Origin of the sequence: Nocardia terpenica, from assembly GCF_013186535.1 — a bacterium.
In the GTDB taxonomy this organism is placed as follows: Bacteria; Actinomycetota; Actinomycetes; order Mycobacteriales; family Mycobacteriaceae; genus Nocardia; species Nocardia terpenica.
Genome location: NZ_JABMCZ010000003.1, coordinates 704,964 through 721,764, shown reverse-complemented (window position 1 = coordinate 721,764; position 16,801 = coordinate 704,964). Strand labels below are relative to the sequence as shown.

Here is a 16,801-nt window from a genome sequence, read left to right as displayed (position 1 = left end):
CCTTGATGATCGAATTCTGGTTGATATCAACGAATTCCGGCGCGCCGCAGCTGGCGCGCGAGTTCGGCGGCGGCATCGCGCAGCACCGCGCCGATGCGGTGCTGCTCCCCCTCGGTGACCCGATCCATCGGCATCGAGCAGCTGACGGCGTCGGTGGCCGGAATGCGATACGGCACCGCCGCGGCCGCGCAGGCCACGCCCGCGGTGCCCTCCTCGCGCTCGGTGGCGTATCCGCGCTCGCGCACGACACCCAGTTCGGCGTACAGCGTGTCGCGGTCGGTGCGGGTGTGTGCGGTGAGCGCGGCCAGGCGCGGCGGCAGCAGGTCGGCGAGTTCGGGATCGGCCAGCTCGGCCAGCAGCGCCTTGCCCAGCGCGGTCGCGTGCGCGGGCAGCGTGCGGCCCACCCGGGAGATGAGATGGTCGGACCGTCGGGACTCGCGGGTCTCCAGGTACACCACCTCGGTGCCGGACAGCCGCGCGTAGTGGGCGGTGAATCCGGTGTCGTCGCGCAGCCGCTCCAGCACGGCGGTCGCGAACGGCACGGCCGGGTCGCGATCGAGATACGCCGTGCCACAGATCAATGCGCGCACCCCGAGCCGGAATCGGGTGCCGGTCTCGTCGCATTCGATCCATTCGGCGGCGCGCAGGGTGCGCAGCAGGCCGTGCAGGCTGGAGCGCGGAAAGCCGGTGGCCGCATGCATTTCGGCGAGCGAGAGCCAGGATCGGTTGGCGGCGAACACCTCCAGCAGCGTGATCGCGCGGCGCGCGGACTTGACGCCCGTCGCCGACGCCTCGTCGCGGTCCGCGTGGCCGTTGCGCTGCATGACGTTCCTCCGATCGACGGCCGCTGTGTCGGAGGCTAACCGAGGACCGCCGCCGTTCTCAATGCCGACGTTGTTCACGTACGTGAATCCCCCGGGTGATACCCACCGGATATCACCCGATACGAAACGAATGTTGGACCGGTATCACCGCCGGGTCCTAGCCTGCGAGGGAACCGATCCGCGCAACCGGAGGGCCGACCATGACCGGCGACGGCAAGCTGTCAGCCATGCTGTCCCTGGAGCAGGTGCGTGGATTCGTCGCGGTCGCCGAGGAAGGTAGTTTCCGCCGCGCGGCGGAACGACTGCGGATGACCCAGCCGCCGCTGAGCCGCCAGATCCAGAAATTGGAGCGCGACGTGGGCGTGCTGCTGCTGGACCGCACCCAGCGGCAGGTGGAGCTGACCCCCGCCGGGGTGGTCTTCCTGGCCGAGGCCCGCCGCCTGCTGGCGCTGGCCGAGGCCGCGCCGGGCACCGCGCGGCGGGTGGCCGCCGGTCGCGTCGGCACCGTCCGGATCGGCTTCACCGCGACCGCCGGATTCGGCTATCTCGGCCGCTTCCTCAACCGCGTCTCGCAGGCGCTGCCCGAGGTGCGGCTGTCGCTGAGCGAGCTGGTCAGCGCCGCGCAGTTCAACGAATTGTCCAGCGGCAGACTGGATCTCGCACTGGCGCGGCCGCCCTTCGACGGCGCCGAGTTCGCCGGGCGGCAGGTACATCGCGAAGCGCTGGTGCTCGCGGTGCCCGAACGCCACCGACTGGCCGACCGCGCCCCGATCGGCGTGCCCGACCTGGACGGCGAGCGCATGCTGGTGTACGCGCCCGGTCCCGCACGCTATTTCGCCGAACTGATGACCCGGGTGCTGGCGGGCGTGTCCTACGAACCGTCCGACCGGCTCACCCAGGTGCACACCATGCTCGCGCTGGTGGCGGCCGGGCGCGGGCTGGCCCTGGTGCCCGAGACCGCAGGCCACCTGCATCCGGACGGGGTGCGATTCCGGCCGCTGGCGGGGGTGCGCGAGCAGGCCGAACTGTATGCGGTCTGGCGGCGGGACACGGCCAATCCGGCCCTGCGCCGCGTGACCGATCTGCTGGAGATGTGGCCGGACGCCTGACGTCCGCGCGCCGACGATTCCCCGAGGAGGAAATTCGTGTCATCGATGTCCGCCGCCGAGTTGGGACCGGCGCTGAGCCGGGGCCTGCTCTCGTTCCCGGTCACCCATTTCGACGACGATCTCGCCTTCGACGAGGCCGCCTACCGGGAGCACATCGGCTGGCTGGCCGAATACGACGTGGCCGGGTTGTTCGCGGCGGGCGGCACCGGCGAGGGCTTCTCGCTCACCTCCGCCGAGCTGGATCGGGTGGTGCGCGCCGCGGTCGCCGAGACCGCCGGGCGGGTGCCGGTGATCGCCTCCGCCACCGCGGGCACCGCGACCGCCGTCGAACAGGCGCGGGCCGCGGAATCGGCGGGGGCACAGGGGATTCTGCTGCTGCCGCCGTATCTGATCGAGTCCGGGCCGGACGGGCTGGTCGAGCATGTGGCGGCGGTGTGCGCGGCCACCTCGCTCGGGGTGATCTTCTACAGCCGCGCCAATGCCGCATGCGACGATGTGACGGTGGCCCGGATGGCCGACCGCTGCCCCAATCTCGTCGGATTCAAGGACGGGGTCGGCAATATCGAGACGATGACGCGCATCTATGCCCGGCTGGGCGACCGGCTCACCTATATCGGCGGGCTGCCGACCGCGGAGACGTTCGCGCTGCCCTATACCGAAATGGGTGTCACCACCTACTCTTCGGCGATCTTCAATTTCGTGCCGGAGTTCGCGCTCGAGTTCTACCGGGCCGTGCGCGGGCGCGACCGGGACGCGGTCTACCGGCTGCTGCGCGCTTTCGTCCTGCCCTACCTGGAGATTCGCGACCGCCGCCCCGGCTATGCGGTATCGATCGTCAAGGCGGGGCTGCGGGCGGTGGGGCGGCCGTCGAGCCGAGTCCGGCCGCCGCTCACCGATCTCACCGGGTCCGAGCTCGCCGAACTGACCGCCCTGGTGAAAACCATTGTCTGAGTGGAGGACACAGTGATTGCGGAAACGACGCACGTCGATATCGACCGAATCGTCGCCGCCGCCGTGCGGGCCGGGGCGGCGCTGGCCGAATCCACACCGGGGGACCGGGTGCGGTGGCTGAACGCGGCCGCGGACGCAGTGGAGGAGGCTGGCGCCGAACTGGTGGCGCTGGCCGCGGCCGAGACGCACCTGCCCGCGCAGCCGCGGCTGCGATCGGAGTTGGTGCGCACCGTTTTTCAGCTGCGGCTGTTCGGCCGGGTGCTGAGCGACGGCGAATTCCTGCGCGCCACCGTCGATCACGCGGATCCGGCGTGGCCGATGGGTGCGCGTCCCGATATTCGGCGCATGGTGGTGCCGATCGGGCCGGTGTTGGTGTTCGCGGCGAGCAATTTCCCGCTCACGCTCAGCGTCGCCGGGCACGACACCGCGGCGGCCCTGGCGGCGGGCTGCCCGGTGGTGGTGAAGGCGCATCCCGGGCATCCGGAGCTGTCCGTGCGCACCCGCGACATTCTGGTCCGGGCGCTGACGGAAGCCGGTGCGCCGGAAGGGATTGTCGACATCGTCCACGGGGTCGACGCGGGCGTGACCGCGCTGCGGCATCCGGATATCGCGGCGGCCTCGTTCACCGGATCCGAGGCCGGGGGGCGGGCGCTGTTCGACATCGCGAACGCCCGCCCGCGGCCGATTCCGTTCTACGGCGAGCTGGGCAGCGTGAATCCGGTGATCGTCACGGCGGGCGCGGTGCGGGCGCGCGGGGCCGAGATCGCGGCGGGCTATGTCGGGTCGTTCTCCCTGGGCGCGGGGCAGTTCTGCACCAAGCCCGGACTGCTGCTGCTGCCGGCGGGGCACGGGCTCGGCGAAACCCTGCGCGCGGCAGTCGAATCGGTGCCTGCACAGGAAATGCTCAACGAGCGCATCGCGGGCGGCTACCGCGCCGGGGTGTCGCGGCTGCGCGAACAGCCCGCCCTCACGGTGCTTTCCGCGCCCGCGCCGGACGACCCGGAGTTCCGGCCGACGCTGTTCACCGTGCGCGCCGCTGATTTCGTGCGGGCCCCGGAAATCCTCGGTGCGGAATGCTTCGGACCCGAGTCGATCATCGTCGAATACCGCGACGGCGAGGAACTGCGCGCGGTGCTCGGGGTGCTCGAACCCGGGCTGACCGCGACGCTGCACGCCGAGGAGTCCGAGGCCGACGAGGTGCGGGCACTGCTGCCGACGCTGACCCGGCTGGCCGGGCGGCTGGTCTGGAACGGGTGGCCCACCGGCATCACGCTGTCCTGGGCGCAGCAGCACGGCGGTCCCTACCCGGCGACCACCGCGCCGACGTTCACCTCCATGGGAACCGCTGCGGTGGAACGGTTCCTGCGGCCGGTGGCCTGGCAGGGTTTCCCCGACGCCTTCCTGCCGCCCGCGCTGCGGGAGGACAATCCGTGGCGGCTGCCGCGCCGGGTGGACGGAGATCGCTGATGGCCGAGCGGCTTCCGATCATCACCGGGGTCCGGCTGACCCCGATCCTCGTCTCCGATCCGCCGCTGTTGAACCTGTCCGGCGTGCATCAGCCGTACACGCCGCGGCTGATCGTGGAGCTCGACACCGACGGCGGCGTGCCGGGGCTCGGCGAAACCTACGGCGACACCGTCTATCTGGAGCGGGCGGCGGAGCTGGGGCCGGAACTGGTGGGGCGTTCGATCGGCGCGATCACCGAGATCGCCCGGATCGGCGGGGGCGAGGGGCGACTGCTCGACGCCGCGCCCGCGGCCAGCGGCCTGCGGGGCGCGCTGACCACCGACAAGGTCAGGGCGAGTGTGGTGTCCGCGTTCGAGGTGGCCGCGCTGGACGCGCTCGGGCGGCGGCTCGGCGTGCCCGTGCACACGCTGCTCGGCGGTAAGGTGCGCGATCGGGTCGACTACTGCGCCTACCTGTTCTACAAGTGGGCCGAACATCCGGGCGGAGACGGTCCCGCCGACGACTGGGGCGCCGCGCTCGATCCCGACGGAGTGCTGCGGCTGGCCCGGAAGTTCGTCCGGCACGGCGGTTTTCGCTCGTTCAAGCTCAAGGGCGGGGTGATGGCCCCGGAGGAGGAGATCGCCGCCGTCCGCGCGCTGGCCGCCGAATTTCCCGGGCTGCCCCTACGTTTGGATCCCAATGGCGGCTGGTCGCTGCGCACCGCGTTGCGGGTCGCGGCGGAACTGGGCGGTATCGTCGAATATCTGGAGGATCCGGTCGCGACCGTCGACGGCATGGCGCAGGTGCACCGGCGGACCGGAATTCCGTTGGCCACCAATATGATCGTGACCTCGATGGACGAGGTGCTGCCCGCCTTCGAGCGGGACGCGGTGCAGATCGTGCTGTCCGACCATCACTTCTGGGGTGGGCTGCTTGCCACCCGCGACCTGGCCGCGGTGTGCAGGGTGCACGGCAGGGGGCTGTCCATGCACTCGAATACCCACCTCGGGATCAGCCTGGCCGCCATGACGCACGTGGCCGCCACAGTTCCCGAGCTCAATTCCGCATGCGACACCCACTATCCATGGCAGGCTGAGGATGTGGTCACCGAGCGGTTCACCTTCACCGACGGGGCAGTCACCGTCGGCGACGCTCCCGGCCTCGGCGTCGATCTCGACCGCGACGCCGTGGCCCGACTGCACGAACGCTGGAAGTCCCTGCCGCAGTGGCGCGATCGCGACGACGTCGCCGCCATGCGCCGGGCCGATCCGGCGTATCGGCCCCCGGACTCATCCAGATTCTGAGTCCGGGCCTGCCGGCCTCGCTCCACGTCGGCCGGCAGCGCGGCTCCCGGTACCAACCCCACCGGGAGCCGCATCCGGGGGTATCGACGTACCACCTGTTCCCGGCGCGCTGAGTACCACTTGTTCCCGGCGTGCTTTTGGCCGGGATCTGCGGGAGATCCCGGCCAAAAGCACGCCGGGATCAAGAGAAGAACGCACGCCAGGATCAAGAGACGAACGCACGCCGGGAACAAGAGACGGACGCGCCGGAACAAGAGACGAACGCGCCGGGACAAGAGACGGGATCGAGGGGCGAAGACGCCGGGATCGAGAGACGGTGGGGACCGTCACCGATAAGGGCGAGTTAGGACGGCGGGAGCTGGGCGGTTCAGTGACCGTTGGTCCAGGTGGTGGTCCAGGCGCGGGCTATGCGGGTGGCGCGGGTTGCGGGCATGCGGGTTGGTTCGGTGAGGACGGCTATGGCGAGGCCGTCGAGGAGGGCCAGCAATTCGGCTGCGGCGTCGGGGGATTCGGCGGCGCGGGCGGGGTTTACGGCGGCCAGGGCGCGGGATAGGACCTCTTCCAGGCGTTTCCATTGGGCTCGGTGCAGGGCGGCGATGTCCGGGTCGTGGGCGGCGCGGGCCACCAGGGCCAGCCACACTCGGGACAGTCTGTCGCCGCTGTCGGGGGCGATGAGCATGCCGGTGAGTGCCGCGTCGAGTCGTTGTTCCGGGGACAGGTCGGCCACCCCGGAGGCCCAGAAGCGCTGCTCCGCCTCGTCGCGGACGTGCTCCCACACCCGTTGCAGCAGATCGTTCTTGGTGGCGAAGTAGTACTGGACCGTGCCGATCGAGACCTGGGCGCGGGCGGCGAGGGTGCGGATGCTGACGCCCTCGATGCCCTCCTCGGCGATCACGTCGGCGAGCCGATCCAGCAGCTCGCGGCGGCGGTCGTTCGGCTCGGCGCCGACCGGGTTGCGGGCCGCGGCCTGCCTAGCGCCCATCGCGCCGACTCCTCTCCTGCCGATTGCGCTGCTGATAGTAGCGCCACGCGGCCCGGCCGAGCTGCTGCGCCATCGCCGTCGGCTCCCGGCGGCCGTCGGATCCCGGCTCGCGATCGACCACCGCGGCGAAGAACAGCAGCAGCACACCGATGCCGCCGATGCCGAAATACACGCTGTCACCCAGCAGGCTCACGAGGAAGCGGGTCGAATCGTGCTCCTCCCCGCGCAGCCGCGGCATGACCAGCCCCAGCTGCACCCAGTGGATGCCCTCGGCCACCAGCCAGGCCAGCGCGCCCCCCGCCAGCGCGAGCCCGGCGATCCGATAGCTGCGGGCCAGCCGCAGCCCGAAGGCCAGCGACCCGGCCACCAGCACCACCACCGCGACCTCGCTCGCCCCGAACACCATCGACCCCGACATCACCGCACCACCCGCTCGGACCGCGGCCGCCGGGCGATGGCGACCAGCAGCAGCACCCACGCCACCGCGAGCAACAGATTCCGCACGCCCGCACCGATTTCCATGCGTTCGGTCATGCCCTCCGCCCCGCCCCCGCCGAACCACATGGCCCGGCTCGTCACCATGCCCACCCCGGACCCGAACAGCGCCACCACCGCCGCCAGCACGGCCGGTACGAACGCCCGGCCCATCCGCCGCCGGTAGTACAGCACCATGCCCGCGCCGATCACGGGCGCCAACAGCCCGAGTAACTCGACGATCCGAAACACCGGCCCACCCCTTTCATACGACCGTATTGAGCGCTACCATACAGTCGTATGAAGGGGTGGTCAAACGACCGGGCGTGGGGTCGGCTATTCTCCTGCGGCGCGGCGGATTTCGCCGCCCGCGGCGCGGTTGCGGGTGGCGCGGGCGGCCGCGGCATCGAAGGGTTCGAGGTGGTCGAACATCGGGTCCTCGTCGTCGACATCGAGCACCACGGCCCGGCGGCGCAGGGCGCGGGACGAGTCGCGGTCGGCGGGTGCGCCGGTCCGGTCGGGGCGTTCGGCCGCGGGCTCCTCGCTCGACGCCCGGCGGCCACGCGCCAGCCGGGCGGCCCGGCGGCGGCGGATCTCCTCCTCCATACGCACCTGGCGGCGTAGGTAGAACAGGTACACCACCAATAACGCCGCGGACAGCCCACAGCCCCACCACAGCATCGGCGACACCGCCAGCGCGAACCCGCCGAACAGCAGCAGGCTCAGCACCAGCCCGAGCGCGGTGCGCTGCCGGAACCGGTACCGGGTCGCGCGGGCGATCGCGTCGGCCTCCGGGTCGAAGCCGCCGCGACCGCGCCGACTCGGCACGAAATCCGGGTCCGCGGAATCGAATTCATGGTCGGCCGGGTCCTCGGACAGGCGCTCGGGCCGCGCCGCGGAGCGGGCCGGAGGGATACGGGCCATGGCGCTCGCCACCGGTTCATTGTCGGCGAATTCCGGCTCTTCGTCAGCAAATTCCGAGTCCTGGTCGACGAATTCCGGTTCCTCGTCGCGGCGGACCGGATCGTCGGCGAATTCGGCCTCGTCGGCCGCCTCGTCGTCGGCCGAATCGGCCTCGCGCACAGCATTATCGTGCTCGCGCACACCGTCGTCGTTCGCGGCTCGCATGGTCGAGTTCTCGTCGTCGCGAGCGGTCTCGTCATCCTCGGTGACGGACTCATCTGTCGATGTCGTCATCCGATCCTCCGAATCATCGCCGTGGGGAAGCTTTCTCTGCACGCGGGTCGGCACCCAATCCGGGTCGGATTCGTGCCCGGCGGCCGGACCCTTCGTCGTGCGACGTCTGGTACCGCCGCGATGCAGTACCCGGGTGGCCAGGGCGGCGTCGGTCGTGCGCCGGATGCGTGGATGCCGGTCCGCGAGCATCGGGAACAGAACGAAGACCCAGAGCACGACCAGGCCGATCCACAAGATCGAATTCGGCATCGCGCTCGCACCTCCGTCCCCGCCTGGCTGTTGTCCCTTCGACGGTTGTCATCCGGGCGCCCGCGCCATATCGCGGGCTCCCTTCCGGTAGCGCGGGACGCACCACCGACGTCCGTAGGCTAATGCGGTGCCACAGGAATATCCCGCAGGCGCGCCGTCCACACCCGTCCCATGTGTCACAATAGTTGCCCCCGATGTCAGGCCGGGGACCTCGCGGTCGTGGCGTTACGGCAGGGTGACCCGGCCGGACCGGATCAGGCGATCGACCACGGTGCCGGAGATCTCCTCGACGGTCATGGCCACCAGCAGATGGTCGCGCCAGGCCCCGTCGACATCGAGGTAGCGGCGCAGCAGGCCCTCCTCGCGGAACCCGACATTGCGCAGAACCGCTTGGCTGGCAAGGTTTTCCGGGCGCACCGTGGCCTCCACCCGGTGCAGGCCGACCGGGCCGAAGCAGTGGTCCAGCCCCAGCGCCAGCGCGGCGGTGGCGACCCCCTGCCCGCCCACGTCCTTGGCCACCCAGTAGCCGATCCAGGCCGAGCGCAGCGCGCCGCGCACGATATTGCCGATGGTGAGCTGACCGCTGAAGGCCCCGTCGACCTCGATGACCAGCGGGATCATCGCCCCACGCCGCGCCTCGGCCTTGAGGCTGGACCACAGCGACGGCCAGTTCGACGGATGGTTGCGCGCGTCCCAGGCCCCGCGACCGGTCGGCTCCCACGGCTCCAGGTGGTCGCGGTCGCGAATCCGGGTCCGGGCCCAGGCCGAGGCGTCGCGCAGCCGGATCGGCCGCATGGTGACCCGCCCGGCCGCGACCCGCACCGGCCCCAGATGGGCGGGCCACCCAGGGTGCTGGGTGGCCCGAAACACGTTCATATCCATCAGCGTCCCGCCGCCGCTACCCGCGCTGGGCGAGGAAGGCGACCTGCACCTCGTCGCCCGTGCGCACATCGGTGACATCCGGGTCCAGCACGATGAGGCTGTTCGCCTCGGCCAGCGTCGACAGCAGATGCGAGGAGCCGTTCACCCCGAGCGGCTGCACCAGGTAGTCGCCGCTCTGCTCGTCGCGCATGAGCTGGGCACGCAGATATCCGCGCCGCCCCGACATCGAGGTGATCGGCATGATGGTGCGCGCCCGCACGATTCGGCGCATGGGCTGGCGGCGGCCCAGCGCGATGCGGATCAGCGGCCGCACCATGATCTCGAAAACCACAAGCGCGCCAACGGGATTCGACGGTAGTAGGAAGGTGGGCACCTCGTCGCGGCCGAGCCGGCCGAAGCCCTGCACCGAGCCGGGATGCATGGCGACGCGGGCGACCTCCAGCTCGCCCAGGCCCTCCAGCGCCTCGCGGATCTGCTCCGACACCCACCCGCCGACCGCCCCGGCGATCACCACCACCTCGGAGCGAACCAGCTGGCCCTCCACCACATCTCGCAGCCGCTTGGGATCGGCGCTGACGATGCCGACCCGGTTCACGTCCGCCCCGGCGTCGCGCGCGGCCGCGGCCAGCGCGTAGGAGTTCACGTCGTAGACCTGCCCCGGTCCGGGCGTGCGGTCGATGTCGACCAGTTCCCCGCCGATCGAGATCACCGACAGCCGCGGGCGCGGATGCACCAGCACCTTGTCGCGGCCGACCGCGGCCAGCAGGCCCACCTGCGCGGCGCCGATGATGGTGCCCGCGCGCACCGCGATATCGCCGGGCTGCACGTCGTCGCCGATGCGGCGCACGTAGTCGCCCGAGCGCACCGGCTCGTACACCTTGAGGCGAGCGCGCCCGCCGTCGGTGTAGTCCAGCGGCAACACCGCGTCGGCCAGCGTCGGCAGCGGCGCGCCGGTGTCGACGCGCACGGTCTGGCGGGGCTGTAACCGGATCGGCTGGCGCGAGCCCGCGGCCACCTCGCCCACCACCGGCAGCGTGAGATCGACCGGATTCCCGTCCTCGTCGCGGATATCGGCCCCGGCGCCCTGCACATCCACGCTGCGCACCGCGTACCCATCGATGGCCGCCTGATCGAAGCCCGGCAGCGGCCGCTCGGTCACGACGTCCTCGGCGCACAACAGACCCTGGGCCTCCGAGATCGCGACCCGGACGGGCCGCGGCGCCACGGCCGCCGCGGTCACCTTGATCTGCTGGTCCTCCACCGAGCGCATGCAGCCCTTCCCTCTTCGTCCGCCAACCACCCGATCTCGCCGCGACGGACTCCGGCCACCCGCGTCACTCGGACGAGGTCAGCTGCGGATTCCAGTCGGGAGCGAGCCGACGCTCCAGCCACGCCCGCAGGGCGGGGCCGTATTCGTCACGCTCCAAAGCGAAATCGACCGCAGCACGAAGATAACCGCCAGGGTTGCCCAGGTCGTGGCGCGACCCACGGTGGACCACCACATGAACGGGATGGCCCTCGGCGATCAGCAGCGAAATGGCATCGGTGAGCTGCAGTTCGCCGCCCGCGCCGGGCTCGATGCGGCGCAGCGCGTCGAAGATCGCGCGGTCGAGCAGATAGCGCCCGGCCGCGGCGTAGGTGGACGGCGCGTCGGCCAGGCTCGGCTTCTCCACCATGCCGTTGACGCGCAGCACATTCGGATTGGCCGCGTCGGGCACCGGGGCCACGTCGAAGACGCCGTAGGCGCTGACCTGATCCTTGGGGACGTCGATGGCGCACAGCACCGAACCGCCGCGCTTGCGCCGCACCCGGCTCATCACGTCCAGGACGCCGGAGGGCAGCACCAGGTCGTCGGGCAGCAGCACGGCGAGGGCGTCCTCGTCGGGGTCCAGCGCCCGTTCGGCCTGGGCCACCGCGTGACCGAGGCCCAGCGGCTCCTCCTGGACCACCGAGGTCACGTCCAGCAGGCCCGGGGCCTTGCGCACCTTCTCCAGCAGCTGGAACTTGCCGCGCTCGGCGAGGGTGCTCTCCAGCACCAGGTCCTCGACGAAATGCGCGACCACGCCGTCCTTTCCGGGCGACGTCACGATAACCAGGCGATTCGCGCCCGAGTCGGCGGCCTCGGCGGCGACGAGCTCGATGCCGGGTGTGTCCACCACCGGCAGCAGCTCCTTCGGCACGGTCTTGGTGGCGGGCAGGAAGCGTGTCCCGAGTCCGGCCGCGGGCACCACCGCGGTACGGAAGCAGGACGTCGGCTGCGGCGCGGCCGATCCGGCGTCAGCAGTCATAAGGCACACCCTATCCATCGGTACGGTCGGCGGAACGGGCATCATGCTCGTCCGGCATCACGGAAGCCTAAGCGGCGAAGGCCCTGGACGCTGGGTTATGACGACGGGAATCACAGCGCCCGCGCAACGCCCGGTTGCCCCTGATTACCCCGCGGTCCGCCCCGGAAACCCCCGCATATCCCAGGTCATCGCCGGTGCGCCCTATCGTGGTCGGCATGACGGCGGTCGACGGGCGGGACAAGCAGGAGTGGCGAAGCGAACTCTCGGCACACCGCGCGGCGGTGCCCGCGCAGGTGCGCGAGGCCGAGGCGCGCGCCCTCGCCGCGGCCATGGCCGAGGCGATCGCGGGCCTTCCGGAGGGCGGCTGGGTGGCCGCGTACGTGCCGGTGGGCGGCGAGCCGGGGGCGGTCGCGGGGCTCGACGCGCTGCGCGCGGCCGAGGCCCGGGTGCTGCTGCCGGTGACGGGTCCGCCGGGTCCGCTGGACTGGGCCGAATACACCGGGGCCGACTCGCTGCAACGCGCCCGCTACGGTTTGCTGGAACCGGCGGGACCGCGACTGGGGTCGGACGCGATCGCTTGGGCGCGAGTGATTTTCGTCCCCGCGCTGGCCGTGGATCGGCGCGGCGTGCGGCTCGGCCGGGGCGCGGGATACTACGACCGGACCCTGCCCGCGGCGCACCCCCGGGCCCGGACGATCGTGGTGATTCGCGACGACGAGCTGGTCGAGCGGCTGCCCGAGGAACCGCACGATCTGCGCATGGGCTGGGCGCTCACGCCGCGCGGCGGACTGCGGCGACTGGCCGGGAATCGGTGACGGATTGGCACTGTTGGCACTGTCGGCTGTAGAGTGCTAACGACGGAGACTGTGGAGGTTCCTGTGCCTACTTACTCGTATCAATGCACGCAGTGTGGCGACAAGTTCGACATCGTGCAGTCGTTCTCCGACGATGCCCTCACCACCTGCGAGAAGTGCGACGGTAAGCTGCGCAAGCTCTTCAACTCGGTCGGCATCGTCTTCAAGGGCAGCGGGTTCTACCGCACCGACAGCCGCAACGGATCGTCCACCGCGAGCGAACCGGCCAAGCCGTCGTCGAGCTCCAACGGGTCGTCCGGCTCGGAGTCGTCGTCGGGTTCGTCCGGCTCCGCGAGCGCCTCGACCGCGGCGAGCAGCAGCACGGCCTCGGCGGGCAGCGCGGCCTGACCACGCGAGTTGTCCACAGCCAGCTCGTTATCCACAGCCCGGTTGCGACCAGGCGTTCTCCGGTCCGGGTAGGCGGAGCCCGGCCGTAGCGTGCCGGGCATGAAGCGATTGCGTCTCGACGCCGACCTCGGTCGCGAGCCCCTGTGGGAGCCGCTGACCCGGCACCGGCCCGCCTGGGCCGACGCCACCCTGGCCCGCCGCCTGCTCGCGGCCGCCCTCGTGATCCTGGCCGCCGTGCTCGTCGTGCGCGGCGACCCGGCGGCACACCATGTCGAGGTGGTGGTCGCCGCCCGCGATCTCACCCCCGGCCGCGTGCTGCATGCCGACGATCTGCGCCGGGTGTCCCGCACCGCGGGCACCGTGCCCGGGGGCGCCGTGCACGCGGAGTCCGCGGTGCTCGGCGCGACCCTCGCCGGGCCGGTGCGCGGCGGCGAAATCCTCACCGACCTGCGGGTGGTCGGCCCACGCCTGGCGGCCGTCGCGGCCGGGGTGCCCGAGGCCCGGATCGTGCCGATCAAACCGGCCGACAACGCCATTGCCGACATCCTGCGCGCGGGCGACCGGGTCGACGTGGTCGCCGCCGAGGAATCCTCCGGCGATTCCGCCCGGGCCGGGCCGCCGCGCGTCCTCGCCACCGATGCCGCCGTGGTGCTGGTGGCCGGTGGCGAGAAGGAGCGCGGCGCAACCGAACGCGTCGTCCTGGTCGCGCTCGACTCCGCGCATGCCGTCACCGTCGCGGGTGCGTCGCTGCGCTCCGCGCTGACGGTGGTCTTCCATTAGTCGGTGTTGTTCGCCAAGCATTTGCCCGATTCCTCGGATAGCATCCGGCGTACCCGTTCCGGATGAGACAGGAGCCGCAATGCTGAAGGGTTTCAAGGACTTCCTGCTCCGTGGCAATGTGATCGATCTGGCGGTCGCGGTGGTCATGGGCACCGCATTCGTCGCGATCGTCACGGCGTTCACCGACGGCATCGTCAATCCGCTGCTCGCGATATTCGGGGGCACCAACGATCTCGGCTTGGGTTTCCGGATTGTCGCCGACAAGCCCGCGACCTATGTCGCGGTCGGCCCGATCATCACCGCGGCGATCAATTTCGTGATCATCGCGGCCATTCTCTACCTGGCGCTGGTACTCCCGGCGACCAAGCTGCGCAACCGCCGGGTGCGCGACGACGCGGCCCGCACCGACACCGATCTGCTGCGCGAAATCCGCGACCTGCTCGCGGAGGGCAGGGAGAGCGCGGGCGGACGCCACGAATCCTGAAGGGGGACAACGGAAAGGCCCGGTGCGAACGCACCGGGCCCATCGCGGTCGGAATTATCAGCCGAGGCTGAACGGCTGGCCCCAGATGGTGACCCAGGTGATGACGTTGTCGGTCTCGACCTCGACGCTCACGAACGACCGGGCCTGCGCGTAGCCGGCGCAGCCGTTCAGGCCGATGGTCTCGTCCTGCCAGGCCACCGAGCCCTGGCCGTTGTGGAACTTGTTGCTGGTCTTGTGCGCGTCCTGACCGAAGTCGTCCTTCTTCTCCAGGTCGAGGACGTAGAACGACTGCGCCTGGCCGGGGCCGAGGGTCAGGTTGGCACCGGTGGTGGCGCCGACGTTTCCGGTGACCTTCTTGCCGTCGCTCCAGTCCGCGCTGGCGTTCGGGCCGCCGCTGACGTTGCCGCCGGAGATGTTGACCTGGCAGCCGACGGTGTAGCCCGGGATGATCGAGCCGCTGACGTCGCTGTTGTTACCGGAGATCTGCACGTGCGCGGTGCCGGTGGCCCAGGCGTTGCGGTGCAGCGGGGTCGAACCCATGGACGGGTTGATATTGGCCGACTCATTGTCCAGCCATAGGTGCACGACGGTGCCGTCGGACAGGGTCTTGGTCAGATCGGCGCCCGGTAGCGGCACGAAGGTGTCGGCATTGGCGGCGCCGGTGGAGAACAGGCCGAGGGCGGCGGTGGCGACAGCACCGACACCGACGGCACGAGCCACGGTTTTGCGGATGTTCATATTTATGTCCCTCTAGGGTGAAATGCTTTGCGCGGGAATGAAAATCGACAGATCAGACCACCGTCAGCCGATGCTGAACGGCTGCCCGTAGAGGGTGGTCTTCGAGTAGTTGTCGCCGATGACCTCGACGACCGTGTAGGCACGCGCCTGGGCGTAGCCCGCGCAACCCTGAATCTGCATTTCCGCGTCCTGGTATTCCACCGAGTAATGACCAGGCTTGGTGATGTCCTTGGAATCGATCTGGACGAACTTGACCTGGCCGGGGCCCAGGTTGAGGCCGATCGAGCCGGAGGCGTTGGCGCCGGTCAGGCTGATACCGCCGGAGACACCGGCGGAAATCGCGTCCTGAGCGATGTTGACCTGGCAACCGACGATGTAGCCGGTGTTGATCTGCGAGGCGCCGTGCGTGGACGAGTTGTTGGTACCCGGGCTGCCCAGCTGGCCGTTGTTCGGGCCGACGGTGCCTTCGGGAGCGTTGGGCACATCGGCGGCGGCATTGCCCGAAACCCAGACGGTGCGCCCGGCTCCGTTGTCCGCCAGCGACGGCGAAATCAGGGCATGCTCATCGGTGCGGGTGATCACAACGCCATTCGGACCGAGCTTCTGGCCGTCCGGCAACGGCACGAAGGTGTCGGCGTTGGCAGCACCGGTGGAAAATAGGCCGATGGCAACGGCAGCGGCTGCGCCGATACCCGCGAAACGGGCACCACGCCGCAGGCCGCTGGTGCGGTTCTCGCTCATACTTCCCCTCATCAGGTTCTTACGGTCAGCCTCGACCATCGAGGCTGAAAAAGCGGTCCCTTCCAGGCCGAGCACAGTTTGTCGCCGGATTGTTGCCGCCGTGTAACCGACGACAAATTCTCCGGCAACCGACAGTGCCTACTGCCGGAACCGGGCCACGTTCCGCCGGGGTCGCCGCAGCGCGACTTCCCCAAGCCTTCGAGAACCGCAGGTGGAGCAGCCCAAAGGCGAACACTAAACGGAGAAACAAGGGCATGACAACGCAAGGCCGCGTAAACGTAGTGTGATCTGGATCACAGTGAATCCGCGCTATATCAGCGAACGTGCATAAAAGCAGTGCGGACTTGGAAAAACGTGTTGCCGTCCCGGGATGTGAACGCGACGACCCCGTAACTCACCCGTGATGGGGAGGAACCTGCGAGCGCAACCATTCGTCGGTGGAGTCCGGACGCTCGCCGTCGGGACTCCGTTCGTCACTGGTTGTTTGCGGCATCGTCTCGCCGAAGATACGTGCCAAACGGGCCGCCTCGGCGGCAGAACGCGAGCGACCCCCCGGCTGCGCCGTGGGGCCAGAGGGAGTTCCAGCCGTGGGGCCGGGGGAACTTCCGGCGGGGCGCGGGCGGGGGGTCTGGTCGTCGCGTGGCATTTCGGTGATTTACTCGGCCAATCCGGAAAGTTCGTCGATCACCTTGCTGGCGAGCGGGCCGAGGGTGGCCATGCCGTCGCGGACGGCGGCGCGGGTGCCGGGCAGGTTGACCACCAGGGTGCTGCCGGACACCCCGGCCAGCCCGCGGGACAGACCGGCCTCGAGCGAACCGGCCGCCAGCCCGGACGAGCGCAGCGCCTCGCTGATGCCGGGCAGCTCGCGGTCGAGCACCTCGGAGGTGGCCTCGGGGGTGACATCGCGCGGGGACATGCCGGTGCCGCCGACCGAGATCACCAGATCGACGCCGCCGATGACGGCGGTGTTGAGCGCATTGCGGATCTCGACCTCGTCGTTCCCCACCGACACCGTGGCGTCGACCAGAAATCCGGACTCGGTCAGCAGCTCGGTGACCAGCGGACCCAGCGAGTCCACCGCGCCGTGCGCGGTTCGGTCGTCGACGATCACCACAAGGGCACGGCCCGCCACGGGGGCATCGATTTCCAT

At 70.3% G+C, this 16,801-nt stretch carries 19 protein-coding genes; 8 read left to right on the top strand and 11 right to left on the bottom strand.

Going from position 1 to position 16,801, the window contains the following annotated elements; translation table 11 throughout:
* Positions 1-26: 26 nt before the first annotated feature.
* Positions 27-824, bottom strand: a complete 798-nt coding sequence (locus HPY32_RS24850) for an IclR family transcriptional regulator (RefSeq protein WP_067593750.1) — start codon at positions 822-824, stop codon at positions 27-29.
* Between the two features lie 200 nt (positions 825-1,024).
* Here HPY32_RS24850 and HPY32_RS24845 point away from each other — a divergent pair, with 200 nt between their 5' ends.
* The 4 genes from HPY32_RS24845 to HPY32_RS24830 are packed head-to-tail and all read left to right on the top strand — an operon-like array spanning position 1,025 to position 5,634.
* Positions 1,025-1,933 carry a LysR family transcriptional regulator gene (locus HPY32_RS24845; protein ID WP_231951857.1) on the top strand — a complete coding sequence of 303 codons (909 nt, stop codon included), beginning with the start codon at positions 1,025-1,027 and terminating at the stop codon, positions 1,931-1,933.
* 36 nt (positions 1,934-1,969) lie between these two features.
* Positions 1,970-2,884: a 5-dehydro-4-deoxyglucarate dehydratase gene (gene kdgD / locus HPY32_RS24840; RefSeq protein ID WP_067593753.1), complete on the top strand. Its 915-nt coding sequence runs from the start codon at positions 1,970-1,972 to the stop codon at positions 2,882-2,884.
* Positions 2,885-4,351, top strand: a complete 1,467-nt coding sequence (locus HPY32_RS24835; protein WP_231951859.1) for an aldehyde dehydrogenase (NADP(+)) — start codon at positions 2,885-2,887, stop codon at positions 4,349-4,351. It abuts the gene before it with no gap.
* On the top strand, positions 4,351-5,634 hold the full coding sequence (locus HPY32_RS24830) for an enolase C-terminal domain-like protein (protein WP_067593756.1): 1,284 nt from the start codon (positions 4,351-4,353) through the stop codon (positions 5,632-5,634). Before HPY32_RS24835 ends, HPY32_RS24830 begins: the two co-directional genes overlap by 1 nt.
* Positions 5,635-6,001: 367 nt before the next feature.
* On the opposite strand, the gene HPY32_RS24825 is transcribed toward HPY32_RS24830, so the two are convergent.
* The 7 genes from HPY32_RS24825 to HPY32_RS24795 all read right to left on the bottom strand — a co-directional run bounded on the left by HPY32_RS24825 (position 6,002) and on the right by HPY32_RS24795 (position 11,706).
* The gene (locus HPY32_RS24825; protein ID WP_067593759.1) at positions 6,002-6,616 is read right to left on the bottom strand and encodes a TetR/AcrR family transcriptional regulator; all 615 of its coding nucleotides are present in this window, start codon (positions 6,614-6,616) and stop codon (positions 6,002-6,004) included.
* Complete coding sequence (locus HPY32_RS24820) at positions 6,606-7,034, bottom strand: hypothetical protein (protein WP_067593763.1); 429 nt, start codon at positions 7,032-7,034, stop codon at positions 6,606-6,608. The genes HPY32_RS24825 and HPY32_RS24820 overlap by 11 nt, the downstream gene beginning before the upstream one ends.
* Positions 7,034-7,342 (bottom strand): hypothetical protein, encoded by a 309-nt coding sequence (locus HPY32_RS24815; RefSeq protein ID WP_098697642.1) that lies wholly within the window; start codon positions 7,340-7,342, stop codon positions 7,034-7,036. The genes HPY32_RS24820 and HPY32_RS24815 overlap by 1 nt, the downstream gene beginning before the upstream one ends.
* A gap of 84 nt (positions 7,343-7,426) precedes the next feature.
* On the bottom strand, positions 7,427-8,536 hold the full coding sequence (gene sepX / locus HPY32_RS24810) for a divisome protein SepX/GlpR (protein ID WP_067593770.1): 1,110 nt from the start codon (positions 8,534-8,536) through the stop codon (positions 7,427-7,429).
* 225 nt (positions 8,537-8,761) lie between these two features.
* Positions 8,762-9,412, bottom strand: a complete 651-nt coding sequence (locus HPY32_RS24805; protein ID WP_082871930.1) for a GNAT family N-acetyltransferase — start codon at positions 9,410-9,412, stop codon at positions 8,762-8,764.
* 22 nt (positions 9,413-9,434) lie between these two features.
* The gene (gene glp, locus HPY32_RS24800) at positions 9,435-10,688 is read right to left on the bottom strand and encodes a molybdotransferase-like divisome protein Glp (protein WP_067593773.1); all 1,254 of its coding nucleotides are present in this window, start codon (positions 10,686-10,688) and stop codon (positions 9,435-9,437) included.
* A 64-nt stretch (positions 10,689-10,752) separates the two neighbouring features.
* On the bottom strand, positions 10,753-11,706 hold the full coding sequence (locus HPY32_RS24795; protein WP_067593776.1) for a UTP--glucose-1-phosphate uridylyltransferase: 954 nt from the start codon (positions 11,704-11,706) through the stop codon (positions 10,753-10,755).
* 215 nt (positions 11,707-11,921) lie between these two features.
* On the opposite strand from HPY32_RS24795, the gene HPY32_RS24790 reads away from it, so the two are divergent.
* From HPY32_RS24790 to mscL, 4 genes are all read left to right on the top strand, one after another.
* Positions 11,922-12,521, top strand: coding sequence for a 5-formyltetrahydrofolate cyclo-ligase (locus HPY32_RS24790; RefSeq protein ID WP_067593779.1), 600 nt, complete (start codon positions 11,922-11,924; stop codon positions 12,519-12,521).
* A gap of 63 nt (positions 12,522-12,584) precedes the next feature.
* Entirely contained in the window at positions 12,585-12,908 is a 324-nt protein-coding gene (locus HPY32_RS24785) for an FmdB family zinc ribbon protein (protein ID WP_082871731.1), read from the top strand.
* A gap of 99 nt (positions 12,909-13,007) precedes the next feature.
* Positions 13,008-13,688, top strand: a complete 681-nt coding sequence (locus HPY32_RS24780) for an SAF domain-containing protein (RefSeq protein WP_067593785.1) — start codon at positions 13,008-13,010, stop codon at positions 13,686-13,688.
* A gap of 79 nt (positions 13,689-13,767) precedes the next feature.
* Positions 13,768-14,172 (top strand): large conductance mechanosensitive channel protein MscL, encoded by a 405-nt coding sequence (gene mscL / locus HPY32_RS24775; RefSeq protein WP_067593788.1) that lies wholly within the window; start codon positions 13,768-13,770, stop codon positions 14,170-14,172.
* Positions 14,173-14,229: 57 nt separating this feature from the next.
* Here the strand turns inward: mscL and HPY32_RS24770 are convergent, their stop codons facing one another.
* The 3 genes from HPY32_RS24770 to HPY32_RS24760 all read right to left on the bottom strand — a co-directional run bounded on the left by HPY32_RS24770 (position 14,230) and on the right by HPY32_RS24760 (position 16,801).
* Positions 14,230-14,910 (bottom strand): MspA family porin, encoded by a 681-nt coding sequence (locus HPY32_RS24770; protein WP_067593791.1) that lies wholly within the window; start codon positions 14,908-14,910, stop codon positions 14,230-14,232.
* A gap of 63 nt (positions 14,911-14,973) precedes the next feature.
* Positions 14,974-15,651, bottom strand: coding sequence for an MspA family porin (locus HPY32_RS24765; protein WP_067593794.1), 678 nt, complete (start codon positions 15,649-15,651; stop codon positions 14,974-14,976).
* A 655-nt stretch (positions 15,652-16,306) separates the two neighbouring features.
* Positions 16,307-16,801 carry a MogA/MoaB family molybdenum cofactor biosynthesis protein gene (locus tag HPY32_RS24760; protein ID WP_194251621.1) on the bottom strand — a complete coding sequence of 165 codons (495 nt, stop codon included), beginning with the start codon at positions 16,799-16,801 and terminating at the stop codon, positions 16,307-16,309.